The 23,838-nt window shown below is 62.0% G+C and carries 21 protein-coding genes; 8 read left to right on the forward strand and 13 right to left on the reverse strand.

Annotated features, from left to right (window positions below; all coding sequences use genetic code 11):
- Positions 1–32: 32 nt before the first annotated feature.
- The gene (gene pdxR, locus ACFP6B_RS03915) at positions 33–1,595 is read right to left on the reverse strand and encodes a MocR-like pyridoxine biosynthesis transcription factor PdxR (protein WP_377127069.1); all 1,563 of its coding nucleotides are present in this window, start codon (positions 1,593–1,595) and stop codon (positions 33–35) included.
- Positions 1,596–1,851: 256 nt separating this feature from the next.
- Positions 1,852–3,303 carry a glycoside hydrolase family 16 protein gene (locus tag ACFP6B_RS03920; RefSeq protein WP_377127072.1) on the reverse strand — a complete coding sequence of 484 codons (1,452 nt, stop codon included), beginning with the start codon at positions 3,301–3,303 and terminating at the stop codon, positions 1,852–1,854.
- 532 nt (positions 3,304–3,835) lie between these two features.
- On the opposite strand from ACFP6B_RS03920, the gene pdxS reads away from it, so the two are divergent.
- Both pdxS and pdxT read left to right on the forward strand, forming a co-directional pair.
- Entirely contained in the window at positions 3,836–4,753 is a 918-nt protein-coding gene (gene pdxS, locus ACFP6B_RS03925) for a pyridoxal 5'-phosphate synthase lyase subunit PdxS (protein WP_377127075.1), read from the forward strand.
- Positions 4,753–5,388, forward strand: coding sequence for a pyridoxal 5'-phosphate synthase glutaminase subunit PdxT (pdxT, locus tag ACFP6B_RS03930; RefSeq protein ID WP_377127078.1), 636 nt, complete (start codon positions 4,753–4,755; stop codon positions 5,386–5,388). The genes pdxS and pdxT overlap by 1 nt, the downstream gene beginning before the upstream one ends.
- Here pdxT and ACFP6B_RS03935 read toward each other — a convergent pair.
- The 4 genes from ACFP6B_RS03935 to ACFP6B_RS03950 form a co-directional block, all read right to left on the reverse strand.
- On the reverse strand, positions 5,385–6,392 hold the full coding sequence (locus ACFP6B_RS03935) for a TPM domain-containing protein (protein ID WP_377127081.1): 1,008 nt from the start codon (positions 6,390–6,392) through the stop codon (positions 5,385–5,387). The two genes, pdxT and ACFP6B_RS03935, sit on opposite strands and share 4 nt — an antisense overlap.
- Before the next feature lie 197 nt (positions 6,393–6,589).
- Entirely contained in the window at positions 6,590–7,183 is a 594-nt protein-coding gene (locus ACFP6B_RS03940) for a PIN domain-containing protein (RefSeq protein ID WP_377127084.1), read from the reverse strand.
- A gap of 54 nt (positions 7,184–7,237) precedes the next feature.
- Positions 7,238–7,699 carry a helix-turn-helix domain-containing protein gene (locus ACFP6B_RS03945; RefSeq protein WP_377127087.1) on the reverse strand — a complete coding sequence of 154 codons (462 nt, stop codon included), beginning with the start codon at positions 7,697–7,699 and terminating at the stop codon, positions 7,238–7,240.
- Positions 7,700–7,817: 118 nt separating this feature from the next.
- On the reverse strand, positions 7,818–9,302 hold the full coding sequence (locus tag ACFP6B_RS03950) for a phospholipase D-like domain-containing protein (protein WP_377127090.1): 1,485 nt from the start codon (positions 9,300–9,302) through the stop codon (positions 7,818–7,820).
- 117 nt (positions 9,303–9,419) lie between these two features.
- Here ACFP6B_RS03950 and ACFP6B_RS03955 point away from each other — a divergent pair, with 117 nt between their 5' ends.
- Positions 9,420–10,028: a TetR/AcrR family transcriptional regulator gene (locus tag ACFP6B_RS03955; protein WP_377127093.1), complete on the forward strand. Its 609-nt coding sequence runs from the start codon at positions 9,420–9,422 to the stop codon at positions 10,026–10,028.
- 52 nt (positions 10,029–10,080) lie between these two features.
- Positions 10,081–12,669: a YhgE/Pip family protein gene (locus tag ACFP6B_RS03960; protein ID WP_377127096.1), complete on the forward strand. Its 2,589-nt coding sequence runs from the start codon at positions 10,081–10,083 to the stop codon at positions 12,667–12,669.
- Positions 12,670–12,778: 109 nt separating this feature from the next.
- Here ACFP6B_RS03960 and ACFP6B_RS03965 read toward each other — a convergent pair whose 3' ends face one another.
- On the reverse strand, positions 12,779–13,243 hold the full coding sequence (locus ACFP6B_RS03965; RefSeq protein WP_377127099.1) for a nucleotidyltransferase family protein: 465 nt from the start codon (positions 13,241–13,243) through the stop codon (positions 12,779–12,781).
- 161 nt (positions 13,244–13,404) lie between these two features.
- On the opposite strand from ACFP6B_RS03965, the gene ACFP6B_RS03970 reads away from it, so the two are divergent.
- Genes ACFP6B_RS03970 through ACFP6B_RS03980 form a run of 3 tightly spaced genes read left to right on the forward strand, consistent with a single transcriptional unit; the run spans position 13,405 to position 17,642 of the window.
- Entirely contained in the window at positions 13,405–13,872 is a 468-nt protein-coding gene (locus tag ACFP6B_RS03970; protein ID WP_185173858.1) for a type III secretion system chaperone family protein, read from the forward strand.
- Between the two features lie 2 nt (positions 13,873–13,874).
- Positions 13,875–15,707, forward strand: coding sequence for an HSP90 family protein (locus ACFP6B_RS03975; RefSeq protein ID WP_377127103.1), 1,833 nt, complete (start codon positions 13,875–13,877; stop codon positions 15,705–15,707).
- Positions 15,708–15,734: 27 nt separating this feature from the next.
- Entirely contained in the window at positions 15,735–17,642 is a 1,908-nt protein-coding gene (locus ACFP6B_RS03980; protein ID WP_377127106.1) for a hypothetical protein, read from the forward strand.
- 170 nt (positions 17,643–17,812) lie between these two features.
- On the opposite strand, the gene ACFP6B_RS03985 is transcribed toward ACFP6B_RS03980, so the two are convergent.
- The 6 genes from ACFP6B_RS03985 to ACFP6B_RS04010 all read right to left on the reverse strand — a co-directional run bounded on the left by ACFP6B_RS03985 (position 17,813) and on the right by ACFP6B_RS04010 (position 22,653).
- Positions 17,813–18,349: a hypothetical protein gene (locus ACFP6B_RS03985; protein ID WP_377127109.1), complete on the reverse strand. Its 537-nt coding sequence runs from the start codon at positions 18,347–18,349 to the stop codon at positions 17,813–17,815.
- A gap of 188 nt (positions 18,350–18,537) precedes the next feature.
- The gene (locus ACFP6B_RS03990) at positions 18,538–19,998 is read right to left on the reverse strand and encodes an MATE family efflux transporter (protein ID WP_377127112.1); all 1,461 of its coding nucleotides are present in this window, start codon (positions 19,996–19,998) and stop codon (positions 18,538–18,540) included.
- Between the two features lie 94 nt (positions 19,999–20,092).
- Positions 20,093–20,932 (reverse strand): shikimate 5-dehydrogenase, encoded by an 840-nt coding sequence (locus ACFP6B_RS03995; protein ID WP_377127115.1) that lies wholly within the window; start codon positions 20,930–20,932, stop codon positions 20,093–20,095.
- A 186-nt stretch (positions 20,933–21,118) separates the two neighbouring features.
- Positions 21,119–21,631: a GNAT family N-acetyltransferase gene (locus ACFP6B_RS04000; RefSeq protein ID WP_377127118.1), complete on the reverse strand. Its 513-nt coding sequence runs from the start codon at positions 21,629–21,631 to the stop codon at positions 21,119–21,121.
- A 90-nt stretch (positions 21,632–21,721) separates the two neighbouring features.
- Entirely contained in the window at positions 21,722–22,243 is a 522-nt protein-coding gene (locus ACFP6B_RS04005) for a GNAT family N-acetyltransferase (RefSeq protein WP_377127121.1), read from the reverse strand.
- A gap of 2 nt (positions 22,244–22,245) precedes the next feature.
- Positions 22,246–22,653: an RNA-binding S4 domain-containing protein gene (locus tag ACFP6B_RS04010; RefSeq protein WP_377127124.1), complete on the reverse strand. Its 408-nt coding sequence runs from the start codon at positions 22,651–22,653 to the stop codon at positions 22,246–22,248.
- A gap of 147 nt (positions 22,654–22,800) precedes the next feature.
- Here ACFP6B_RS04010 and ACFP6B_RS04015 point away from each other — a divergent pair, with 147 nt between their 5' ends.
- Positions 22,801–23,751 (forward strand): sucrase ferredoxin, encoded by a 951-nt coding sequence (locus ACFP6B_RS04015; RefSeq protein ID WP_377127127.1) that lies wholly within the window; start codon positions 22,801–22,803, stop codon positions 23,749–23,751.
- Positions 23,752–23,838 lie beyond the last annotated feature (87 nt).

Consider the following 23,838-nt stretch of genomic DNA (forward strand, 5'->3'; position numbering starts at 1 on the left):
CCGCCGCTGAGCTACCGGCAGCCTGTTACGCGCTACTGGCCTGTTGGGGCATCTCCCTCGAAAGAGTAGCCCTCAAGCACCTGCCGCAGACGCGCCAGACCCAGAGCCAGCTTGCGGTCACTGACCGCACCAAAACCTAGAACCAGCCCATAGAGGCCTTCACCGGTTTCTGCCCGGGCTGACCAGTAGTCCCCCAGCGGGGCCACCAGTACACCGGTTGAATGGGCAGTGGCAACCAGGTCCTGCTCAAGGCTTGTGCCCCGGGCAGGGTCGGTACCGGGGAGATAAATCACTGCATGCAGGCCTCCGTCCATGGGCAATACCTGCGGACCGGCTAGACCCTCCAAGGCTGTGAGCACTTGCTCCCGGCGTCCGCGGTAAACCCGACGCATACGCGCCGTATGGCGGCGCACTCCGCCTGCGGCAAGAAAGGCGGCCAGGGCGTCCTGCACTACCGAGGAGACCGGATTACCCAGGTCAGCACGCAATTCCAGCAGGTCTGCCTGTAGGTGTCGCGGGGCCACCACATAGCCCAGGTTGAGGCCGGGTGCCAGCATCTTGGCAAAGGATCCGAGAGTTACCACCCGGTCAGATGCCCACCGGGCCGGATGCGCTTCGGCCCCACCTGGCAGAGGTGAGCGGTCAAGAGAAGCTAGAGCCGGTAGGGGGTCGCCCACATAGCGCAGCTCGGAGTCGTAATCATCTTCAACGAGCAGAGCATCGTGGGCGCGCGCCCAGGCCAGCAATTCCAGGCGGCGCGCCAGCGGCATGGAAGCCCCCAACGGGTACTGGTGGCTGGGGGCTATAAGGACGAGGTCGGGCCGGTTAGGCCCCGTAGGCAGGTGGGCAGGGTTGAGGCCCTGCCCATCAACCTCAATCGGTAGGATTTCGTGACCAAAGGCAAGGGGTATGCGGTGCAGGGAGGGGTAGCCGGGGTTCTCCACCGCAATACGAAGTGGACGGTTGCGCACCCGGCGGCGCAGGGCGGTAAGAATCAGGCGAAAGCCATCACGGGCACCGGCAGTTACCAAGAGGTCATCGGGGGTGCGTAGCACCGACCGCATGAGTCTCAGGTGCTCAGCCAGCTGCACCCGCAGTTCGTAGGAACCCGCCGGCGGGTGGGCAGTACCCGGGTTGGCAGCGGCTTGTCGCCAGGCAGCCCGCCAGGTGGAGCTTGCCACCAGAGAGGTATCGGGACTACCGGGGCGAAGGTCGATGAGGTCACGGTTAGCCGTGTCAGCAGGAGAGGTGATCGGCACCCTCCTGTGCGCGGACGTCCGCCCCATTTCTCCGCTCCCAGCAGGGGGCTGGACGGGACCCGCTCCTCCCACGGAGGCGGGAACCCCAGGAAACTGCGGGGCACTCAGAGTGAGGTTTCCAGCCACGCGGGTGCCGCCGCGTCCGCTGGTTAAATAGCCCTCACCCACCAGTTGCTCATACGCAAAAACAACCGTTCCACGTGAAACATTCAGGCGCTCAGCCAGCGCGCGAGTAGAAGGCAGCGGGTCCCCCGCCACCAGAAAACCACCCAGCACCAGAGCCCGAATCTGCTCAGCCACCTGCGACGGCAAAGAACCCGGCGCCGACCGCGACACGCTCACCGGCAACTGATCAAACCGCGAATACCCCGCCACGCTACACTCCCCTCACATCAAAGCCGCGCTCCCCCGATACTAGCCCACCGGCGTCCGCACCCCACGACAAATGTCCACCACGAAAAATGTCCACCACGAAAAATGCCCGCCGCGAAGCACACGCGGCGGGCACCTATCCCAAACAAAACGAAGAAGGGGCACCGGGCTGCTGGCGCCGGTACCCCCTCTCGCATCAGATTCTTCCCAGGGAATCTGACTAGCCTACGTACTCCCAAACGCGTACGTAGTCAACCTCGATTGCGCAATCCGCGGTGGTCTCAGCGAGGCCACCCCAGTAGGCATTGCCTGCCTGCATGCACAAACGGATGTTGAACTTCTCACCAGCAGGCAGTGCGGCCTGGTAGCGAGGATCCTCTGACGAGACGAACAGGTATTCAACCCCGTCAAAGAAGAACTTGATACCGGCAGGAGTCTTCTCAACTGCCCAGGTGTGGTATTCATCGGCAAGGTTCTGGCCCAGTACGGGAATCAGGGCGTTCTTCTTAGCCTTGTTACCCTGCTGCTGGCCGTAGTGCACAGTGCCCTCGGAACGGTTGGAGATATCAACCTTCTGCTTGCCGGAAGCGTAGCCGTAGGACTCGGAGATGTCGATTTCACCGAGCAGAGCGGTGTTGTTGGGGCGCATCCAGATGCCGCCCCAGGCGCCGATGTGGGTGGGGTTTGAGGCGGGCTGCTTAGCGCGGTATTCCAGGCGGAAGCTCTCAGCGGAGAACTTGCCCATGGTGTCGATGTAGCCGGTGGCCCATTCGCGCAGCTTGCCGTCCTTGTAGGTGACGGGGGTAGCCAGCTTCTTCAGCCAAATCTTGGCGGAGGAGTCGCCCATGGTGACGGCTTCCTTGAGGTTCACACCGGAGTCGTACCCTACGTAGGACTTATCGCGTACGCGCCACTTAGCGCCGTCGATTGCACCGTTGTTGAAGTCATCTTCGAAGATGAGCTTGCCCCAGCCTGAAGCGGTCAGAGCGCCACGGTGCTCACCCCAGTTGTCTGCCTTGGCCTTAGCAACAGAGACAACGTGGGTGGAGGGGACGGTGCGGCCTGCGTAAACGCTGATGCCGGTGCCGGTGCCCTGGGGGGTGCCGTAGAAGGGGATGACGTTGTCGTTTGCTACCAGGGTTTCAACGGCCTGGCCGTCAACGATAACCTGGGCAACGAGGCGGGTAGCGCGCACCGAGAGAGCCAGCTCGTAAGAGAAGGTTGAGGTGGGGGCGGTAGCCGCAAGGACCTTCTGGCCCAGGATGACGGTGCGGTTGTTGATGACGCGCTCGATCAGCAGGGTCAGCTGGCCGGTGTTACCGATGGTCAGCAGGGCGGTGTAGTAGTCGCGACCGGTGGCAACGCGTCGTGCGATGACGCGGGTGTAAACGGTGCCAGTGGCAGGACGCGAGGTGGTGTAGGTTGCCTCAACTAGAGCGTCGGAGGTCTTGGCGCCCATGGGGGTGAAGGAGCGGGCATCGGTGAAGGCATGGGCGAAGGGGGAGGTGTAGGTGACGTCTGCCAGGGGGGTAAAGCGCAGGACGCCTGATGCCAGGCCGTTGCCATTGAGCACGGTACCGGTGTTTGCGTGCGCTGCCTGGGTGGTCAGTGCGGTTGCTACAGCGGTTGCGGCGGTCAGTGACAGGAAGTTGCGGCGGGATACAGAAAGCATGGTTTGGGTCTCTTTCGTGTGTATTTGTTTGGGACGGGAGACTCTTGGGGAGAGCCGGGGTGTGGATTCTTGGGGAATCCGGGTGAACCCTGGGGTGGGTTTGTGTGGCTCCTGGGTGGAGCCTGTGGGCTTTGGGTTAGCCCTTTGTGCTTCGGTTGAAAACTTTATAGGACGTTTGGGGGACAAAACAAGGCGAGATGGGGACAAAACTACCACTTTCCTCGTGAAGTAATTTTATTTACCCTTATGAAAGCGCGCTTGTCTGGTGAAAAAATTTTTTGGAAAAAAATTTGAAGCTGTCCCCAGGGGTGGGTTTTTTGAGCAAAATAGCTCATTTTTTCAAAGATTTTGGGGGAAGTTTGTCCCCCAAACCTCTTCATCAGCTGGCTGGCAGGGCCAAAAATTTTAGATTTTGGGGACAGCTTGCCCCCCAAAACGTGCCGACGGGTGTCCGCCTCCCTACCTGTGGTCTAAAAACTTTGCTAGAAACTGGCCCTATTCTTAGACCACATTGGCGGGCACAGTTGAAACCATGACTGAAAACAAGACCACAGAAACCACCGTTACCGGCTCCCCCCTCGTCAAGCGCGGCCTGGCCGACATGCTCAAGGGCGGCGTCATCATGGACGTCGTCACCCCCGAACAGGCAAAAATCGCAGAGGACGCCGGCGCCGTAGCCGTCATGGCTCTCGAACGCGTCCCCGCCGACATCCGCGCCCAGGGCGGCGTAGCCCGCATGAGCGACCCCGACATGATCGAGGGAATCATCGACGCTGTCTCTATTCCCGTCATGGCCAAGGCCCGCATCGGCCACTTCGTAGAAGCCCAGATTCTTGAGCACCTCAAGGTTGACTACATCGACGAATCCGAGGTTCTCTCCCCCGCTGACTACGTCAATCACATCGACAAGCACGCCTTTAAGGTGCCCTTTGTCTGCGGTGCCACCAATCTGGGTGAGGCCCTGCGCCGTATCACCGAGGGCGCTGCCATGATTCGCTCTAAGGGCGAGGCTGGCACCGGTGACGTCTCTGAAGCCACCAAGCATATCCGCACCATCAAGACCCAGATTGCCGAGCTGCAAGCCCTGCACGCTACCGCCCCCGACCTGCTGTACGTCAAGGCCAAGGAGCTCGCTGCCCCCTACGAACTGGTACGCGAGGTCGCCGAAACCGGCAAACTGCCCGTCGTGCTCTTCACTGCTGGCGGCGTGGCGACCCCGGCTGACGCTGCCATGATGATGCAGCTGGGTGCGGACGGCGTCTTCGTCGGCTCCGGCATCTTCAAGTCGGGCAACCCCGAGGCCCGCGCCAAGGCCATCGTCAAGGCAACCGCCTTCTACAACGACCCTGCAGCGGTTGCGGACGCCTCCCGCGGCCTGGGCGAGGCCATGGTCGGTATCAACGTGGCAGACCTGCCCGCCCCCCACCGCCTGGCGGAGCGTGGATGGTAGTGAATTTTCCCCCTGTTGTTGGCGTCCTTGCCCTGCAGGGCGGGGTCGCCGAGCACGCGTCCCTGCTGGAGAAGCTGGGGGCGCAGGTGGTTTTGGTCAAGCGCCCCGAGCAGTTGGAGGGGCTGGATGCCCTGGTTCTTCCCGGTGGGGAATCGACGACCATTGACCGGTTGACCAGGATTTTTGGCCTGCGCCAGCCCCTGATTGACGCTATCGCGGGTGGTCTTCCCACCCTGGGCACCTGTGCCGGGCTGATTCTTCTGGCTCGGGAAATTGAGGACCCGGCTGCAGGCCAGCAGACCCTGGGCCTGCTCGATGTGACCGTGCGCCGCAACGCCTTTGGCTCCCAGGTTGACTCAGCAGAAACTGAGCTGACCTGGGGTGCTACCGGGGCGGACGGCTCCGGTCAGCTTACCGATGCTGGCGGGCAGGTGCCGGTGAAGGCCGCCTTCATCCGCGCGCCCATTGTTACCCGGGTGGGTGAGGACGTCACCGTGCTGGCCCGTCATGCCGGGCAGGTGGTCGGGGTGCAGCAGGGCCACCTGCTGGGCATCTCTTTCCACCCGGAACTCACCGGCGACACCACCGTGCACCGGGCCCTGCTGGGCCTGGCTAGCCGGTCGGAGGCGTCCTAGAAGCGTCCGCCTCCACCGCCGCCGCTAAAGCCCCCGCCACCCCCGAAGGAGGAGCCGCCCGAGAAGCTACCCCCTGATGCTCCCGAATTTTCCGGCACGTGATTGCTGCCCGAGTAGAGGTGGGGCATGATCGCGTAGAGGGGTAGCCAGGTGCTAAAGGTGGGGGCGTAGCGGGTGTAGGTCTCCTTGTTCTCCGCTTCCTGCTCGGCGAGCTCGGCCTCGCGCTGGTCGGGGTCTACCGGGGCGGTGCGGTTGGCGTAGCGGTATTTGATGTAGTCACGACGCATATCGTCGGGAATGCTCAGGCCGGGGTTCTCTTCTTTAGCTCGGCGCATCTCGTCCTCGGCAGCCCGCTTGACCTTACGGTAGTCGCGGAAAACCCACCCGACGATAATTGCGGCAACAGCACCCAGGGTTCCCAGGATGCCCCACAGGATCAGGTTGCTATCTGCGCTCTCGGTTTCTGCGGCGGCATAGATTTCGTCGATGGTGGTCTCTAGACCGGCGGCATAGTTGCCATCGGTGAGGTAGGGGCCCAGGACGTCGTTGGCGATGGTTTCTGCCTCAGAATCGCTGATGTAGTCCCCGGCGCCGTCGGCGACCGCGATGAAGGTTTCACGGCCCTCCATATCGATGACCAGCACAGCTCCGTTATCTTTACCCTGGTCGCCAACGCCCCAGGCGTTGCCCAGATCAGTGGCGTAGTCGGGCAGGTCACCGGGGCTTTGGTCGGTGGTGTAGATGGCGAAGCGGGTGCGGTCGGTACCCCGGTTTTTCTGGTCGATGAGGTCGTTGAGGGTGTTCTCTTCGGCATCGGTAAGCAGGTTGGCGTCGTCGCGAATGTTGCCGGACGCCGGCGCAGCAGGCAGGTCTGTTGCCTGGGCCGGTGCGAAGGCAAGGGGTGCAAATGTGAGGACGCCCGCCGCCGATAGCGCGGGCAGGGTAAGGAATCTGCGGGAGAGCCTTCCGGGCTGGGTGCTTCTGGCATCAAGTGGGTGTGTCACGGCTGCGTCCTTTCTGGCGTCGGGTAGCAGGCGTCTTTACCTGCTCTCACCGCCAGCATAGCAAGCCTGCTGACAAAAGAGCTCCCCCGGCAGGATGAAAGAGGGTAAGGGAAAACTCCATATAGTCTCGCAGACTAGGCCCGCATGAGTCCACCGAAGAGTAGGTCATAAGGTTTTCATCTAGACCAGGTCCCACATCATAAACGCGGAATTACAACCGTTTGAAGGTGACGAGCAAAATTCAAAGCCCCTGCTTGTCGAAGCAAGCTAGGTACAGTTGCATCAGGGTTCCTATGCTCAAGATAGGTTTCCTGTTTTAGGTACACCGAGTCGAGAATCTCTGGGGGTATGAAGTGAGCCATCTGCATGAGAAAGTCATCCGCACTCATGGTGTCATAGGGCAGGGCTTCCTCCCCTTGGCAACTTTGACCAAAAGCTATCAGTTTAGAATCATCGGTTATGAGAGCATCCGCTGTAGATGCAAGCACGGCCGAATGAACATGGGCGTCATGCTCGTCAGGATATCCGGCAGGAGTTTCTACTTTAAACCCCTCCACAATGCCCGTCGCGCTATCCATATTCTGCTTCATATAGCGCTGCCTTACGGCATCATCATGGTGTGGATGCTGTTTACGCCAGTGATAACCGAACTCATCTAAGATACCCTGCGAAAGATATACCTGATAAAAAAGATTATTTGTCTCCAAACAGGTAAGGAAAATCCAGTCTCTCAACGTCTTGCTCATCAGCACGTTGGTGTCGAGAACTATCCGATAGATATCGCTACTCATACCACCCCATCCTAAAGACGTGGGGTAGCACAAGTAGCGATATTTCTATTTTGTTTAGTCTAAAATTCCGAGCTCTTCGTCAAGTTTCATAAGCTCTTCGAAGGCAGCTTTCTGTTCAGCAGTTTTCACAGCAAGCAGCTGCGCCCTGTAAGCATCAACATCTACCGTGCGAACACGCCAGTGGGTACCTACCTGATGGGCAGGAATCTGACCTTCACGAATGAGCTTCATAAGAGTTGGGCGAGAAACCCCGATGCGGCGGGCCGCCACAGTCGTAGTCAGATCCTTGGGTACGGAGACAACCTGCGCTTGACCTCCTTGACTGATGATTGACAGGGTTGCCTTCAACGCTGCGACCAGCTCTGGCCCCAGCACTTCACTGGCCTCGCCAGATACAGTCAACGACACAGACAGCGCAGGTGACTTCTCAAGATGAGTGAGAAGGTTATGAGCCTCTTGAGCCACAGCTTGGCTTGTTTCGATAGTCGCAGTGTTTTTGAGAGTCTGCGCGGTCATCGTCTTCCTTGATGGTAGAGGTTCTTGGATTTATACATCCTCAGACTATCGATTAAGTGAAATAAGTGCAAGTGTTTTCATTTATTGCACGTATTACAAACTTTTGCACTGTCTACACCTAGAAGGTCCCCAACCCCGTCGCCTCCTGGGCGCGGTAGGCCAGGGTTTGTAGGGTCGATTTTAGGACGCCCCCGCCCGCCTTGGTTGCATAGGGCAGGGTGAAGGTGGTTTGGGCGCCGTCTACCGGTTCATTATTCCAGATCAGGGACCAGTAGGCAGAGAACTCCTGGGCCAGGGCGGAGTCACCCGCGGCGCGCACCCGCAGACTGGTTTCTAGGTTGTAATTACAAATATTTCGGCGGGTGAAATTACCCGACCCACTCAGGAGCTCAAAGCCGCCAGAATCTGCCGGGGCGGGAGCGTCCGCCCCTCGGTGAACCGCCAGATACTTGGGGTGGAACTGCTCGCCCCCTGTGGCGTACCAGCGCACCTGAACCCCGGCCCGTACCAGCTCTCGCGCAACGGGAAGGGCGGGCAGGCCGGTTTTTGTGCGGCCAAAGGCGTCAATGTTGAGGTCGAGCACCACCTGCACCGAAGCGCCACGGGCCACAGCCGCTTTAAGCCCGGTAATGACAGCGCGCTCCGATAGATAGAACATGCCCAGGCAGACCCGGTCCCCCGCGCCGGCACCCGCCAGCAGCTCCAGCACCGCAGTGCGAATACCGCCCTCGGTCACCAACTGCACCTCAGACGCCTGACCCAGGAGCTCAACACCACCAGCAAACCTTAGCCCCCGCAGGGAACGGGCAAGATCGGGAGCAGAAAAGTCTAGAACCGCCAGCTCACTGGCCAGCAGGTCGCCCACCACAGCACCAGTGACCCGCAAACCCAGGTTGGAGTTGGGCGCAGAGGCGTCGTGCGGGTTGGCGGACGCCACCACAGCCTCGGCCTCAGACAGGGCCACCTTGCGGTGGTTGGCCTTGAAGTTAAAGAGTCGGGCGTAGGCATTGGCAGAGACGCGCGGCCCGCCCGGTGCCAGGGCATTGGGCAGCACAGCTGGGAGCTCCGCCAGGTGCGCCAGGGCTGCCCGGTAGAAGCCGGAGTAGGCGGGGTTGGAGTCGCGTAGGGCCTCTAGCCGGGTTTCAACCACCTGCACCCCGGCGGCCCGCAGTCGCTCTAGATGAGGCAGGGGGTAGCTGCCGTAGAAGGTGTTGATGGGGTCGGTGATGAGTACGATGGGCACATCGGGGGCGGCGGCCCGCTTGGCAAGAAGGGCCTCGGTAAGGCGCTGGGAGAGGGCCGGGTAGGTGCGGCCACTGGAGCGGTCATAGTCGCTGTTGAAGAGGAACATATCGAGCACCAAGAAGCGTGCAGCCCGCTCAATGACCCCCTCAACAGCGGTGAAAATCTGCTGGTCAGACCGGCTTTCACCGGCGGCCGTGTAGGTGAGGTCTGCCAACAGCTCTACCTGCCCGCTTCGCCAGGGCCCGGTAACATCCAGGCCAGCTGGCAGGGGTTTGTAGCGGTGATAGAGGGCGGACGCGGCTGCGGCAGCACCGCAGGCCAGGGCGGCAAAGGCGAGGGGGCGGGGCAGTGTGTTCATGCCTATAATCTACCTAGACAGCTATTTCTTATCTCACACACCCACCGCTTGCCGATATTTTTTACAAGTGTAAACTTTACATCTGTAAGAAAAAATTGTTGGTAGAGGATACCCGCTATGACCCCCACCCTGGCACCCGCCGCAGAGGACGCCCGCGCTGCCGACCCGCGTCCGGCCCGCTCCCGCGCAGCCCTCATCGACGCCGCCACCGAGGCCCTGGGCACCAGCGACCCCGGCAACCTCAGCATCACAACCCTGGTCAAGACCGCAGGGGTCAGCCGCCCCACCTTCTACCAGCACTTCACCGACGTGCACGAGGTCATTCACGCCGCGGCCCTCACCAAACTCAGCGCTGCCTTCGACGCCCTACTACCAGCCGACCCCGCTGCGTCCGTTGCTGTCTTTACCAGCGAGGTCAGCACCAACCTGCTCAAGCAGCTGCAGGCCGACGCGGATTTCTACCGCAATGTACTGGCTATCTCGGGCAACTCCTCCCTGGTCGCCGAGCTCATCGACTTCCTCAGCCACCGTTTTCTCAGCCGACCGGCCGTTGCCGAACGTTTCATCGCCAAGAACCCCGACCTCACCAGCGACTACGTCCAGTTCGTTGCCGCCGGGGTCGCCTGGCTGGCCGTCCGCTGGCTGGCCACTGACTTCACCGGCGAAAACACCGCAGAAGCCACCGGCGAGCGCCTGGCCCAGATGATGCGGGCAGCTATCTCCTAGCCCGCCCCCTTGATTTTTACTGACCCTACAACCTGAAAGCAGGTGAAACCCCGTGCCCTCAACACGCGCTAAACGCCCCAAGCTGCACCCGCATCGCTTCAGCCCCATGAAGTACCTGGTACTGCTGGCCGTTATTATCATCCCCTCGATTTACTCAGGCATTCTAACCTGGGCTAACTATGACCCCACGGGCACGATTGACGCCGTTCCGGCAGCGATTGTGAATGAAGATTCACCGGCAACCACAGCCACCGGCAGCACGCTCAACCTGGGTCAAGACCTCACCGACGAGCTTCTGAGCAACGACAGTAAACAGAATTTTGACTGGTCGACCATGAGCGCCGACGAAGCACAGACCAAGCTCGAAAACGGTGACATCCAGGCTATTTTGACGATTCCGTCTGACTTCTCTGCGAACGTCGCGTCAGTGTCTGAAAACGACGCGGCGGCAGCCCAGACCGCCAAGCTGACCATCACCACCAATGACGGCTCCAACATCATCTCGGGCAATATCGCCAGCTCCCTGGGCACGGCGGTCACCGACACCCTGGCCAGCAAGGTATCAACCGAGTACCTCAACAACATCTACGCGGGCTTCACCGATATCCACGACTCCCTGGGGCAGGCGGCGGACGGCGCCAGCCAGCTCGCCGACGGCTCCACCAGCGCCAAGGAAGGCTCCGACGAGCTCGTGGTGGGCCTGACCGACCTCAAGTCGGGCACCGGCGAGTTAAGTTCCGGGGCAAGCACCCTGGCGGACGGCGCCACTCAGGTGAACAATGGCGCTAGCTCGCTGGCGTCCGGTTCAGCCTCCCTAGCCGACGGCGCGACTCAGGTGAATAACGGCGCGTCCTCCCTGGCTTCCGGTGCCGCGGAACTGAACAGCGGCGCCACCTCGCTGGCGAACGGTGCTGATAGTGCCGCCAACGGTGCGGCCTCCCTCTCGGACGGCCTGAGCCAGATCGACTCCGCCGTATCTGCCCTACCCGAGCAGCTCCCCGCCCTGACCGAGGGCACCGGTGCCCTGGCGTCCGGTGCCTCTGACCTTGCCAGCGGCGCGCAGAGCCTTGAGGACGCCGCCGGGCAGCTTGCAAGCGGCGCCACCACCCTCTCGGATGGTACGGACGCCGCCGTCACCGGTGCCCAGAATCTCGCCGACGGCGCGGAGCAGCTGCACACCGCCACCGGCACCCTTGCCAGCGGCGCGCAGGGCCTTTCGACCAGCTCACAGGCCCTCATCGACAACTGGGGCAACCTCACCGATGAGCAGAAACTCGCTGCTCTGCAGCAGCTCAACGCGGGGGCGTCCGCCCTTGCCAGCGGGGCCGGGGCTGTAGACACAGCCGCCGGGCAGCTCGCCACCGGGGCAGATACCCTGGTGGGCACCAACTCAAGCGGCCTGACCAAGCTGGCTGCGGGGGCGTCCGCTCTCGACAGCGGGGCAGGCCAGCTGGCAAGCGGCGCAACCTCCCTCTCTAACGGGGCAGACGCCCTTAGCCAGGGAGCTGCAACCCTCAACAGCAAGGCAGGAACCCTCTCCACCAGCCTGGGCGCCCTGGTCACCGCTATCTCCCAGGCCAATGACGGGGCAGCCTCACTCGCTTCGGGCACCAGCACTCTGGCCAGCGGTGCATCCACCCTAGCGGACGGCACCGGCACCCTCTCATCGGGCGCGTCCACCCTGGCCGAGGGCACCAGTTCCCTGGCTAACGGGTCCGCCACCCTCAATGACGGCGCCCAGACCCTCGCTGAAGGAACCAGCAGCCTTTCATCGGGCGCCACCAGTCTCGCCAGCGGTGCCGCAACCCTCAATGAGGGGGCAGGCTCAGCTGTGGACGGGGCGTCCTCCCTGGCCAACGGCCTGAACGAGCTAGAGGACGGCAACACCCAGCTAGCAACCTCCCTGGGGGACGCCGTGGGGCAGGTTCCCAGCTACACCACCGACCAGGCCAGCGAACTCAGCGCGGTCACCAGCGACCCCGTCACCATTGAGAAAACCCGCCTGAACGAGGTGCCCACCTACGGCCATGGCCTGGCCCCCTACTTCATGACCCTGGGCCTGTGGGTCGGCGCTATCGCCTACTTCATGATGTACCCGGCGATCTCCAGCAAGTTCGCCCGCGGCGGCCACTCCGGCCTGCGCACCCTGCGCGGTGCCCTGGTTCCGGTACTCTTCATGGGTATTTTGCAGGGCACGGTGATGTCTACCGTGATCCACTACTGGGTGGGCATTGAAGAGGTGAACTTCTGGGGTCTGACCAGCTTCGCTATTCTGACCTCTATCACCTTCCTAGCTATCAACCAGGCCCTGATTGCCCTACTGGACGCCCCCGGCCGTTTCATCGCCCTGATTCTGACCGTAGTTCAGATTGGTGCGGCGGGCGGTACCTACCCGATTGAGACCGCCCCGGCCTTCCTGCAGGCTATCCACCCCTGGCTGCCGCTGACTCACGCGCTGGAGGCTTTCCGCTCCCTGATTGCCGGTGGCTCCATCGGTATTGCAACGGGTATTGTCTGGCTGCTGGGCTGGATTACCCTGGCTGTTGCGGGCACTGCCCTGAGCATCTGGATTCGCCACCGCCGCGAAGATAAGGTAGAAGCCGAACGCCAGGCCCGCCGGGCCGCCCTGGCGAGCGCCTAAAGAATCAAGGCCCCTAACCTACGCCCTTTCGTTTCTGCCCCCGGTGCATCACCCCGGAGTCAGGAGCGAAGGGGCGTAGAGGGTTAAAGGCTCCGTTCAATCGTTCTACTCATAAGAGCACCGCTTCATTCACAATTCGGTCACGCACATCGGGGCGAATCGCATGGTCAAAAACAATATCAACAGGGGCGCCCAGAATCTGTGTAGCTTCAGCCTGCAAACGGCTCTGTGCAAGCAGGCCGAGAGGCCTGTGCGCTGTGACAAGCAGGTCGATATCTGATGTGGGTTTATCTTGACCAGTTGCTACAGACCCAAAGACCCTCACGTTATCTACCCCGTGTTCTTCGAAATAGTCTATGAGCTCTGCCCGGCGCTCTCTAAGAGCGCGGCCGTGAGGCGAGGTTCCATGAAAATGAATGATACGGGAAACCTCTGGTTGGCTTCGCCCAACGACTTGAGCGATAGCCCGCTGTGACATGCCCGCCCGATAAGCCGAACGCACAGCGTTCACGAGCTGCTGGCGTCCTTCTTCTATCTTTTGCTGGGCGGTGTGAGCCGCCTCGGATAACTGCACGGTGTCCATAGTTTTAAGATAGCAAATGCTATCACCAACCTGTAGGGCGGTCTCGACAGATCTCAGCGTCCGTATCCGCCCTCCACCCCAACCCCACCTTCGCCCGAACCTATAGGATAGAAGGAACCGCACCACTATCTTCCACCGCTGAAAGAGGAACCATGGGGTACTTTGAGTCCGTCCAGTCTGCCGCGCAGCTGCTCAAGCCGCTCACCGATGAGCGTATGTTGCAGGCTCTTGACCGCCTTGAGGTGGATTACGAGCTGGGCGATGACGGGGCCGCTGTGTTCCATTTTGAGCGGGGCTACTTCTACTACACCCTCTCCAGTAACGCCAGCCGCGACCTGCTGAGCGTGCGCGGCAGCTACCGGGGTACCTTCCCTCTCGAGGCGCTGCCCGCCCTCAACGAGTTCACCAACGCCTGGAACCAGCAGAACCTCTTCCCCAAGGTCTTCCCCTACCGGGTTGAAGAGGAGGGGCAGGGGTTTGTAGTGCTGCCGGTTGAGCTGAGCATGGTTTACGCGGGCGGGGTGACGGACGCCCAGATTGATGAGCACCTGCGCGCTGCCCTGCAGACTTCGCTGGAGTACTTCGAAACCGTGGCCTCCACCTTCGGCGGGGAGGAATAGCCTTGTCACAGCGTTTTAAAGTTGATTTGGGTGGCCTGGTTGAGCTGCTGTCGAAGAACCTGTATTCGGGCCCGCAGGTTTACCTGCGCGAGGCGATTCAGAACGGGGTTGACGCTATTACTGCCCGCCGCGAGCAGGACGGCGACGCCCCTGCCCGGGTGCTCCTGGAACCCTGGGAGGACGGCACCGGCATCACCATTACCGACACCGGTGTGGGCCTGACGGCCGAGCAGGCTGAGGAGTTTCTGGCGACGATTGGCCGCACCTCTAAACGCGATGAGGTCTTTAACGAGGGGCGCGCCGAGTTTTTGGGCCAGTTCGGTATTGGCCTACTGGCCTGTTTTTTGATTGCCGATACGGTTGAGGTCACCTCGCAGAGCGCCCTGCCGGGGGCTGCCCCGGTGCGTTGGCTGGGTCATGCGGATGGCACCTTTGAGGTGCTTCAACTAACCGGCGGTGAGGACGCCGCCGGTCAGGTTCCCGAGGTTGGTACGACGATTCGCCTCAAGGCGCGGGCGGACGCCGCCCACTGGGTTGCCGAGGAGACGGTGGTGACGCTGGCCAGCGACTACGCCGATATGCTCCCGGTGGAGGTGGCGGTTCGAGTAACGGCTGCCGGTCAGCGGATCTGGCGCCGCATTTCCTTACCTGCCCTGCCCTGGGCTAAGGGGGAGGGTGAGCACCAGCCCAACCAGCACGAACGAGCCCTGGCCCTGACCAACTACGCCGAGAAGACCCTGGGCTTCACTCCCCTGGCTGCTCTTGAGATCGACGTGCCCGCCACCGGCACAACCGGTGTGGCCTATGTTCTGCCGCAGGCGGTATCACCGGGGTCCGGCCGTCACCGGGTCTATGTGAAGAACATGCTGGTCAATACCCGCGAAGATACCCTGCTACCCGATTGGGCTTTCTTTGTGCGGGCCGTGGTGAACTCGGAGTCCCTGACCCCAACCGCCTCCCGCGAGCAGCTGCGCGAGGACGAAATCCTTCTACTCACCCGTGAGGCTATCGGTGAGCAGCTCAAAACCTGGATTACCGCTACCCTCTCTAAACCCAGTACCCTGCGCGACCGTTTTGTTGAAACCCATTCCCTAGCCCTGCGCGCGGTGGCCTTAGCCAGCGACGACATGCTCGATGTAGTAGCGCGCTCCCTGCCCTTTGAAACCACCGGCGGTATCGCTACGCTCGCCCAGGTCATTGAAGAGACCGGGCAGGTGCTCTACACCCCCACCACCGAGGCCTACCGCAGGGTGGCTCCGGTGGCGCGAGCCCAGGGGCTGTGGGTGGTCAACGGCGGCTACGTCTACGATGCCGACCTGCTGGCCAAGCTAGCTGACCGGCCCCGCTGGAAAGTCACCGAGCTGACCAGCAAGGACGTCACCCAGACCCTGGCAGCGGTTGAAATGGAACGCGAGTTCGAGGTATTGCGCGGCCTGGAGCGCGCCCGGGCGGTACTGGCGACCCAGGACTGCGGCGTCCTCTTGCGCACCTTTGACCCCGCCGAAGTGCCCGCGGTCCTGCTACGGGATGCCGAGGCCGAGCGCGCCCGCGACCTGACCCAGGAGGCCGAGGACGCCGGTGGCGCCTGGGGCGGCTTACTGGGCTCCTTCACCGAGACGGCAACCGAGCCGACCCGCACCCTGGTGCTCAACGACGCCAACGAAAATACCCGCCGCCTACTGCATCAGCCGGAGCACGCGTCCTTTGAGCCGGGTCTGACAACCCTCTACCTCTCTGCCCTCATGCTCGCCGGTGAGGGCCTGCGCGGGGCTGAAACCAACCTGCTCAGCGATAGCCTGGCCCAGCTGCTTGAAGCTGCCCTGCGCCAGCCCTAAAGATAGCTACCAACAAGGGAGAAAACTGTGTGGTCCACCCACGAAGCCGCCCAGAAAATTGCCGCAACCCGCGACCTGCCCTACGGTAGCGCCCGCACCGCCGCCATGGAGTACATCACCCGCACCCTAGAACGGGAGGGCCCCGAATCCATGCTGCCCGAGGCCTACCTCAACCTGGTGGAGGCCTATGTTTTTGGGCAGCCGACCCCGGCGTCCTTTGCGGTGTTCTCTAAGCTGTTGCGTCTCTACGACGCCCACCCCGAGCACTTTGACGAGTTCACCGCCCGCACCCTCTTCTGGCAGTTCAAGTGGATTATCGGCGATATGACCGCCTACCCGCAGATCTCTAAGGAGCAGGCGCGCGAGCTGCTCGATGAGATGCGCAGACGCTACCGCCTGGCGGGCATGGGCGAGATGGCCCCTGACCGGGCCGAGTACATGTGGGCTACCCATATTGGCGAGGACGAGGCCGCCGAGACCTGGCGCGCCCGCTGGCTGGCGCACGGTGAGGACGAGATGGACTGCGGCTCCTGCAGGCACGGCGGGATTCTGCGCGACCACGTGACAGACGGGGAGTTTGAGGCGGCCGTCCGCCTGGGTGCCCCCACCGAAGATTTGTGTAACCGGGAGCCTGCGGCTTCCCACCGGCAGCTGGCGCTTGCCTACCTGCATTTGGGGGACGGCGAAGCAGCCGGTCGTCACCTACTGCGAGCAGCGGCCAACCGCGACCAGTATGATCCGGACGACCTGGGCGTTGAGTTTGAGGTGTTGGCCCGCGGCCAGAACCTTCAGGCGGCCTTTGACCTGCTGGCTGACCACGGCAAACGTGCCCTTGACCTGGCGGGGGATCCCGGCGATAACCGCAATTTCCTGCGCTATATTGTCGCTGGCCTGGCCTGGGCTTTAGAGGACAACGGGGATATGCCCACCGGCTTGCGGCCTGCCGGTCAGGTCGAACGGTCTACCTTGAAGGAGCTCTACGACTGGGCACTGGCCGAATCCCGGCCACTAGCGCAGGCCTTTGACCGCCGGGCGGGTAATACCCGGTTCTCGGAGTCCCTGGAGGCCGCCACCGAACTGGACGCCCTGACACCCATTGTACTGCCTACCGGGGCGGACGGGGCCGGTTCGGCTAATTCAGCTAGTGCGGCTAGTTCAGCCAGAGCGGACGCCGCCGCGGGCGCGCAGACCCAGGGTGCGGGCGCGGAGGGGGCTACTCCCCTGTCCTTTACCCCGGTGGAGTCTTACCTGGCGGTGGCCCGCGGGCATGAGACCGCAGGGGCTTCCCTTGAGGCAGGTCTGGCCTACGCCGAGGCTGCTTTCTTGGTGCTGGCCGGTAGGTCGGTCACGGGGGCGCAAGCGCTTGAGGCCCACGGATTCTTTGAGACGGCCTGGCCCCTGCTAGCGGACGGCAGCGCCGCCCCGGCCCTGCTGGCCGAGGTAGTGCGCGTGTGGGCACCGGTTGCCGAACTGGTCAATGAGCTTGAAGCCCTTCGTACTCCGGTGGGTGAGCTACAGGAGCTGGCCCAGCAGGCTCTTGCCCCAGCCCACGGTGACCAGGGCGGGGACGCCGCCCCGGGCGTCCGCCCCGACCTGCTGGCTTTCCTGCAGGCTCAGGATCTCGCTGCCCGTCTTTCACTCGCAACCGGTGAGTCTACCGGCCAGCAGCTCGTGGATGAGCTGGTTGAGACCTACCGCGAGAACGAGTGCTTGGAGCGGGCAGCCCGCCTACTGATGGTTGCCGCTGAAGCTGCGACTGCTGCCGGGCAGAGTGAGCTGGCGATTGGCCGCTATGAGTTAGCGGCGGAGTTTTTTGAGCCTTTGAGACTGAAAAAGTCCCGTGCTGCTGCCCTGGACGCCTGCATTGAGCTACTGCGCGCCACCGGCCAGGAGCACCGCGTGGAAGCACTGCTGGCTGAGCTCATGGAGCCCTAACACTGATCTACCGCCGACATAACCTGACTGAAGAACTACTAGCAGGGTTCTACCATATCTCTCAACCATCAGGTTATTTGTACTATCTGATATGTACTGGGCACCCCTTATGAGCAAACCTTTTTCTGAGCCTAAATTTTATTTTAGCGATAAATTTCTACGTCTTGAATTTACCAAATATTTCCATCTATTTTATTGATGAAAACTTTTCTCTCATTATCATATTCCACTAAAGGAAAATATATAGTATCTATAGTGTAATTCCAAAATTCAATAACCTGTTTAGGATGGACAGCAAGGTATTCATCCGTATAAAGGTCAACTTCCCCCCAACTTGCGACGGGGGAAACACCCAAGATGTGAGGGGCATTGGAGCTACCTTCCACTAAGAGAATATAACCATCATGGCCAATTTCTCCGGGAGAGACATCAGAATCCATCCCTTCCTGAGAGTAAGGGTTTGCCGATATTTTTTCCCGTATTGCCCCCATCTGCCCCATGGTCTGGGGGTAAAGATTATAGAGCCTGGTTCTTTTAGGTGCGCAGATAATCCAGGGGGCTACAGATTTTTCTGTCTCACGATAGACCTGACAGTATTTCTCTGCCTTCTGGTAGGTGGAATATACAGCCGCAACTGATACATCCCCAAAAGGGATGTGCAAAACTATGTAGATAAAATCTGAAATATCAGTAGTCGCAGTTTTCATCTTTTTTCGCCACCTGTACAACAGTTCTTATGGTCTTTCCATTAATAGTCATTAAACCATAGGTTATTTGTTGAAATTTTGACTTATTAGAGTTTTTATACGACCATTCCAAATTCTTTAGTTCCATAGAGCTGATATTATAACCAATCTGGGGATTTATCGGTCATCTTCTTATAACTCAAGCCTCCCTAAGCCACCCAAACCCCACTGCGGGCCCGCCAGCCCAGGGTGAGGGCGCGGGCGCCCATGTACCACAGGGCATAGGAGCACCACAGCAGCAGGTAGGCCAGGGTGGGGGCATCAAACAGACCGCCCCAGCCCCAGGAGGTGCCCCCAGCGAACTGGGCGGGAGCGTCCGCACCGGACCCGAACCAGAGATACAACCCGGCCAGCACCGGCAGATAGGCCACCAGGGTAAAGAGCCCAGCCAGACCCAGGTAGCGCACGTCCTGGGCGCCGATGAGCACGCCGTCCAGAATAAAAACGTAAGCGGCCAGGGGCTGGCCCACCGCCAGCACCAGCAGCGACAGGGCAAAGAGGCGCTGCACCTCAGGGTCGGGGGTAAACACCCAGGCCAGGCCAAACCCGACCGCCGGGCAGACCAGCGCCGTAACCAGGCCAAAGGCCAGGCTCCACCGCACCAGGCGGTTTTTGAGCTGAACCACCGCGCCCTGCCCCTGCCGGGTTGAAAGATCCTGCGCGCCCATCTCCTTACCCAGCAGGGCCTGGGCGGCAATGGCCAGGGCGTCTAGGGCGAAGGCCAGCAGGTTAAAGAAAGCCATCGTCAGCTGGTAGGCGGCCAGGTTTTTCTCCCCCTGGCTGGTCACCACAAAGACCGTAGCCAGCAGGGCAATTCGCAGGCAGGCGGCCCGCACCATCAGCCAGGCCCCCACCCTAAAAACAGCGGCTAGTCCGGCGCGGTCGGGTAGCCAGCTGGGCACCCGCGTCCGCACCGATAAGCCGGAGGGGCGGGCAGTAGAGCCGGGTGCCCGCATCCGCGCCACCACCGCGTAGGTCAGCGCCAGGGCCATGCCCCACTGCACCGCAGCCGTCGCTACCGCAGAACCTGCCACACCCCACCCTGCCGGGTAAACCAGGGCCCAGCTCAGCGGCACGTTGAGAGCGGCACCAAGAGTGGCGACGTAGAGGGGGGTCTTTGCGTCTTGAAAACCGCGCAGGGCACCGGTCGCCGCCAGTACCAGGAGCATGCCAGGCAGACCCGCCAGGGAGGGCAACAGGTAGGCGGTGGCATGGGCGAGGACGTCCCCGCTCGCCCCCAGCGCGCCCAGCAGGGGGCCTGCGGTCAGCGCCAGCAGTACCCCGAAGAAAATACCCAGGCCAGCGGCCACCCACAGGCCATTGCGGGCGGCGGCAAAAGCGCTAGGGGTATCCCCGGCACCCACGGCCCGGGCTACTGCGGGAGTAGTCGAGTAGGCCAAGAAAACCATGAAACCCACCAAGGTTTGCACCACGGTTGAGCCCAGCGTCAGGCCAGCCAGCGGGGCACTACCCAGGTGACCCACGATGGCAGAGTCAGCCAGAACCAGCAGGGGCTCAGCGATAAGCGCTCCAAAGGCGGGTACCGCCAGGGCAAGAATCTGGCGGTTGAGCGAAGGCTGCCGGGGTGAAGAAGACGGTGTAGAGGGCATAAAACCACCCTACCGGCGTCCGTATGGGTAAGCGAAACCTTCATCTGCGTGTGCAAAGAACGCGCAGATGAAGGTTTCGGTTACGTTCAAGAACCTAGCTGGCCTGGGCTTCTGCCTCGGCCACATCGGCATCGCTGACCTCAACCCCGGTGTAGAGCTTGAACTGTTCAGCAGCCTGCAGGGCGATGACCTCGCTACCGGTGATCACTTCCTTGCCCGCAGCCCGTCCGGCCCGAATCAGCGGGGTTTCAACGGGCATGGCGACTACATCAAAGACCACCTGGGCAGCCTCAATCGCGGGGGCTGGGTAGGCCAGGGCATCGACCTCGGGGCCACCCTCCATACCGATGGGGGTGACGTTCACAATGACGGGGGCGGTCAGCTCGCCCACCTCAGCAGCCCAGGTGTAGCCGTAACGCTCGGCCAGGGCCAGGCCCGCCTCTTCGTTGCGGGCGATGATGGTGCCGGTGCGGAAGCCCGCGTCGTAGAAAGCTCCAGCTACAGCCGCCGCCATGCCGCCAGAGCCGCGCAGCAGGAAGGGTAGGGCGGGGTCTACCCGGTGGGAGGCCAGCAGGGATGCCACCGCAATCACGTCGGTGTTGTAGGCCTTGAGGTAGCCGTCGGTGTTCACAATGGTGTTGACCGCACCGATCACCTCAGCGGAGTGGTCCATCTCGTTGACCAGGGGAATCACTGCCTGCTTGAAGGGCATGGACACCGAGCACCCGCGAATTCCCAGGGCCCGCACGCCGCCGATAGCGGCCTCAATGTCGGTGGTGGTCATGGCCTTATAGAGAAAGTCCAGGCCAAACTTTTCGTAGAGGTAGTTGTGGAACTTAATGCCGTGGTTTGAGGGGCGGCCCGAGAGGGAGATGCAGACGGTGGTGTCGCGGTTCAGGGGCGGACGGCCAGGCGCGGCGGGTGAGCTAGTCATAGGGTGTTTTCCTTGGTGAGGGTTCGAACCGGGCTCCTCACAGCGGGGCTAACCCGGCCTGACTCTTTCACCCTACCACCGGCGTCCGCGCACCGCTCCACCTCGGCTGAGGGTAACGATAAATGCCATGGGCGCGAATCGTTACCGCGCACATGGCATTTAGCGTTACAGTCAAAAGTGGGGCCGCTAGGGCCGGGTCATGATGTAGGTTTTACGGCCCGCAAACTCGTCAGAGCGGGCGATGGTGAAGCCTTCTTTTTCATAGAAACGAATCGCGCGGGCATTGGTGGAAAGCACCTCAAGTTCGGCCGGGCCGGGGTCGAGCACATCGCCCAGCAGAGCCTGGGCAACTCCCGTGCCGAAGGCCTCGGGCAGCAGGTAGAGCATTTCAAGTTTCTGCACCTCATACGGCATCTGGGAGGCGAAGGCCAGACCCAGGAGTTTGCCCGCGACGTCCTTTTCTACCGCCACCAGGGCGCGGCGGTGCTGGCCCAGTTGCTGCTGAATATCTTCACCGGTGCCACCGGTGGAATCAAGCCACTCTGCAAATCCGGTGGCGCGGGCGTCCAGCTGCTCTTCCTGCTTAGCGAACATTTCGGGGGTAAATGTGCCTGCGTAGGCGTGACGCCAGGACGTCATGCGCAGCTCTTCCCACGCTCTGGCCTCTGCGGGCACAGGTGGGCGGATCTCAAAATTCATTATTCTCCTCGAGCCCTGCCGCTGCGAGTGAGTGGGGGAAGGCAAGGCGTAGAGTCATGATACAGCACCGACCTGCATAATCTTCAGGTTTTAAATAGACAGGTGGTAGATGTAGTCGTGGGCGACTTCGGTGGCAGTGAGCTGGAAGGTGCGTTCACCCACCCGGGTGAATCCCATCTTTTCGTAGAAGGCCTGGGCGCGGTGGTTGAGCTGATGGGTGCCAAGGTGCAGGCCGTCTTTACCGTCTGCGCGGGCGGCGGCGATAGCGGCGTCCATGAGTTCCCTAGCCAGACCGGTTCCACGGGTTTCTGCGGAGAGGTAGAACTTGCTCAGGTAGGCGGCCTTGCCGGGGATTTCGGCGGGCTGGGGTGCCTCGTGGTCGATGCCAAAGTAGGCGATGATGTCGCCCGCTTCGTTGACGGCCAGGATGAAGCTGTAGGCGCCGGTTTCAATGTAGCGGGTGAAGGACGCCTCATCTAGGTTTTCACTCACAAAGGCCGCTACGAACTCGCGGGGGACCACGGACGGGGCGGCGTCGGGGAAATGTGCGCTAGCGAAGGCGGAGAGGGCAGGAACGTCAGCAAGGACGGCCGGGCGCAGGGTGTGGGACATACTTATTCTTTCTCGTAGCCGCGGAGCTTGTTGAGGGCGCGGCGCTCAGTTTTGGTGGGTCGGCCTGCGCCCCGGTCGCGGCGGGGCAGGGCGCCGCTGGTGAGGTAGGCGGGTTTGGGGGCGGAGATGTCGTCGTAGCAGGTGACGGCTACGGGGGCGCCGACGCGCTTGGAGATGGTTTTTCGCACGATGAGCACGCGCTCCCAGCCGGGGTAGCGCACGGTGACGGTGTCGCCGGGTTTGATTTTCTGGGAGGGCTTGGCGTGCTCACTGTTGACGCGCACATGCCCGGCTTTGACCTCGGTGGACGCCAGTGAGCGGGTTTTGAACACGCGCACCGACCAGAGCCAGGCGTCGATGCGCACAGGTGGCTGCGGCTCTGCGGGGGCTGAGTCTGCGGGTGAAGTCATGTATCTAGGCTACCCAATGAGCAGGCGAAGCCCTGACCTGCGCGAGCGTGCGTCATATCGCTGAGCGTGCAGCAGCCGTGCGCACTCTCGACGATATGACGCACACTCGCTGCCCCTTGGGGCCCGCGCTGGCGTACACTTATGCCCATGACTAGCCCTACCGCACCCGCTATTCCTGCCGATTCCTGCTCCCTGCCGGTTGATGAGAATCTGCCGGGCACCGCTGCCCGCGAAATGCTCTGGGTGCTGCTGGAGCACCCCGGCGGCTGGGGCCGCGATATTCTCGATGGAACCGTCTTTGGGGCAGAACTCTCAGCCGCCCTTAAAGAAAAGATGGCGCAGGCGGGCGCCCGCCTACTGCTGATTCGGCAGCCCGGTCGTGAGGGGCAGAAGGTTAAGGACGCCGGCGCCCGCCGCCGCGCCTTCCTTGCGGTTACCGGGGGTAGGGATTTTTCACCCGCCCGGCTCTACTCTTTTGAGGTAACAGGCGCGGAGGATTTGCTCTCCATTCCCCTCGAAACCCCCGAAAATATACCCGGTGCGGTTGTTTCACGTGAAACACTGACCCTTGTCTGCACCCACTCCAAGCGCGACCGCTGCTGTGCGGTACGGGGCCGGCCCATTGCGTCCTTTGTATCCGAACAACTCGCGGACGGCAGCGTCTGGGAGTGCTCCCACACCGGCGGGCACCGCTTCGCCCCGGTCGCTATCAGCCTGCCCACCGGCTACACCTACGGGCGTCTGACCTTCGAACAGGCCCTGACCTTAGCCCAGGGTGCCCAGCAGGGCCGGGTAGAACTCACCGGGTTACGCGGGCGCTCCTCCCACTCCCCCATCGAGCAGGTAGCCGAGGTAGCCGTCCGCACCCTCCTGGCGGACGCCGGTGAGCAGGTAGGCTCCGAGGACCTGAGTCCCAGCGAAATGACCGCCACCGAACCCGACCTCTACGCATCCCACGTAGCCCACCGCGACGGACGCTTCTGGGTAGTCACCGCCCGCCGCACCGAGCTGCCGCCGCGGCCGGCGTCCTGCGGTAAGAGTGCCGGGGACGCCTTCAGCTGGGAGGTCGTCAGCCTGAACCCGGGACCAACCTCCTAACCCCTAGTCCACCACCCGGGGAGCCCCAGGACGGCACAACAAAAGCGGGCCTGCTCGCGCAGACCCGCCTGACGGCGTCCGCCCCGG

Source organism: Rothia nasimurium, from assembly GCF_042660305.1.
In the GTDB taxonomy this organism is placed as follows: domain Bacteria; phylum Actinomycetota; class Actinomycetes; order Actinomycetales; family Micrococcaceae; genus Rothia; species Rothia nasimurium.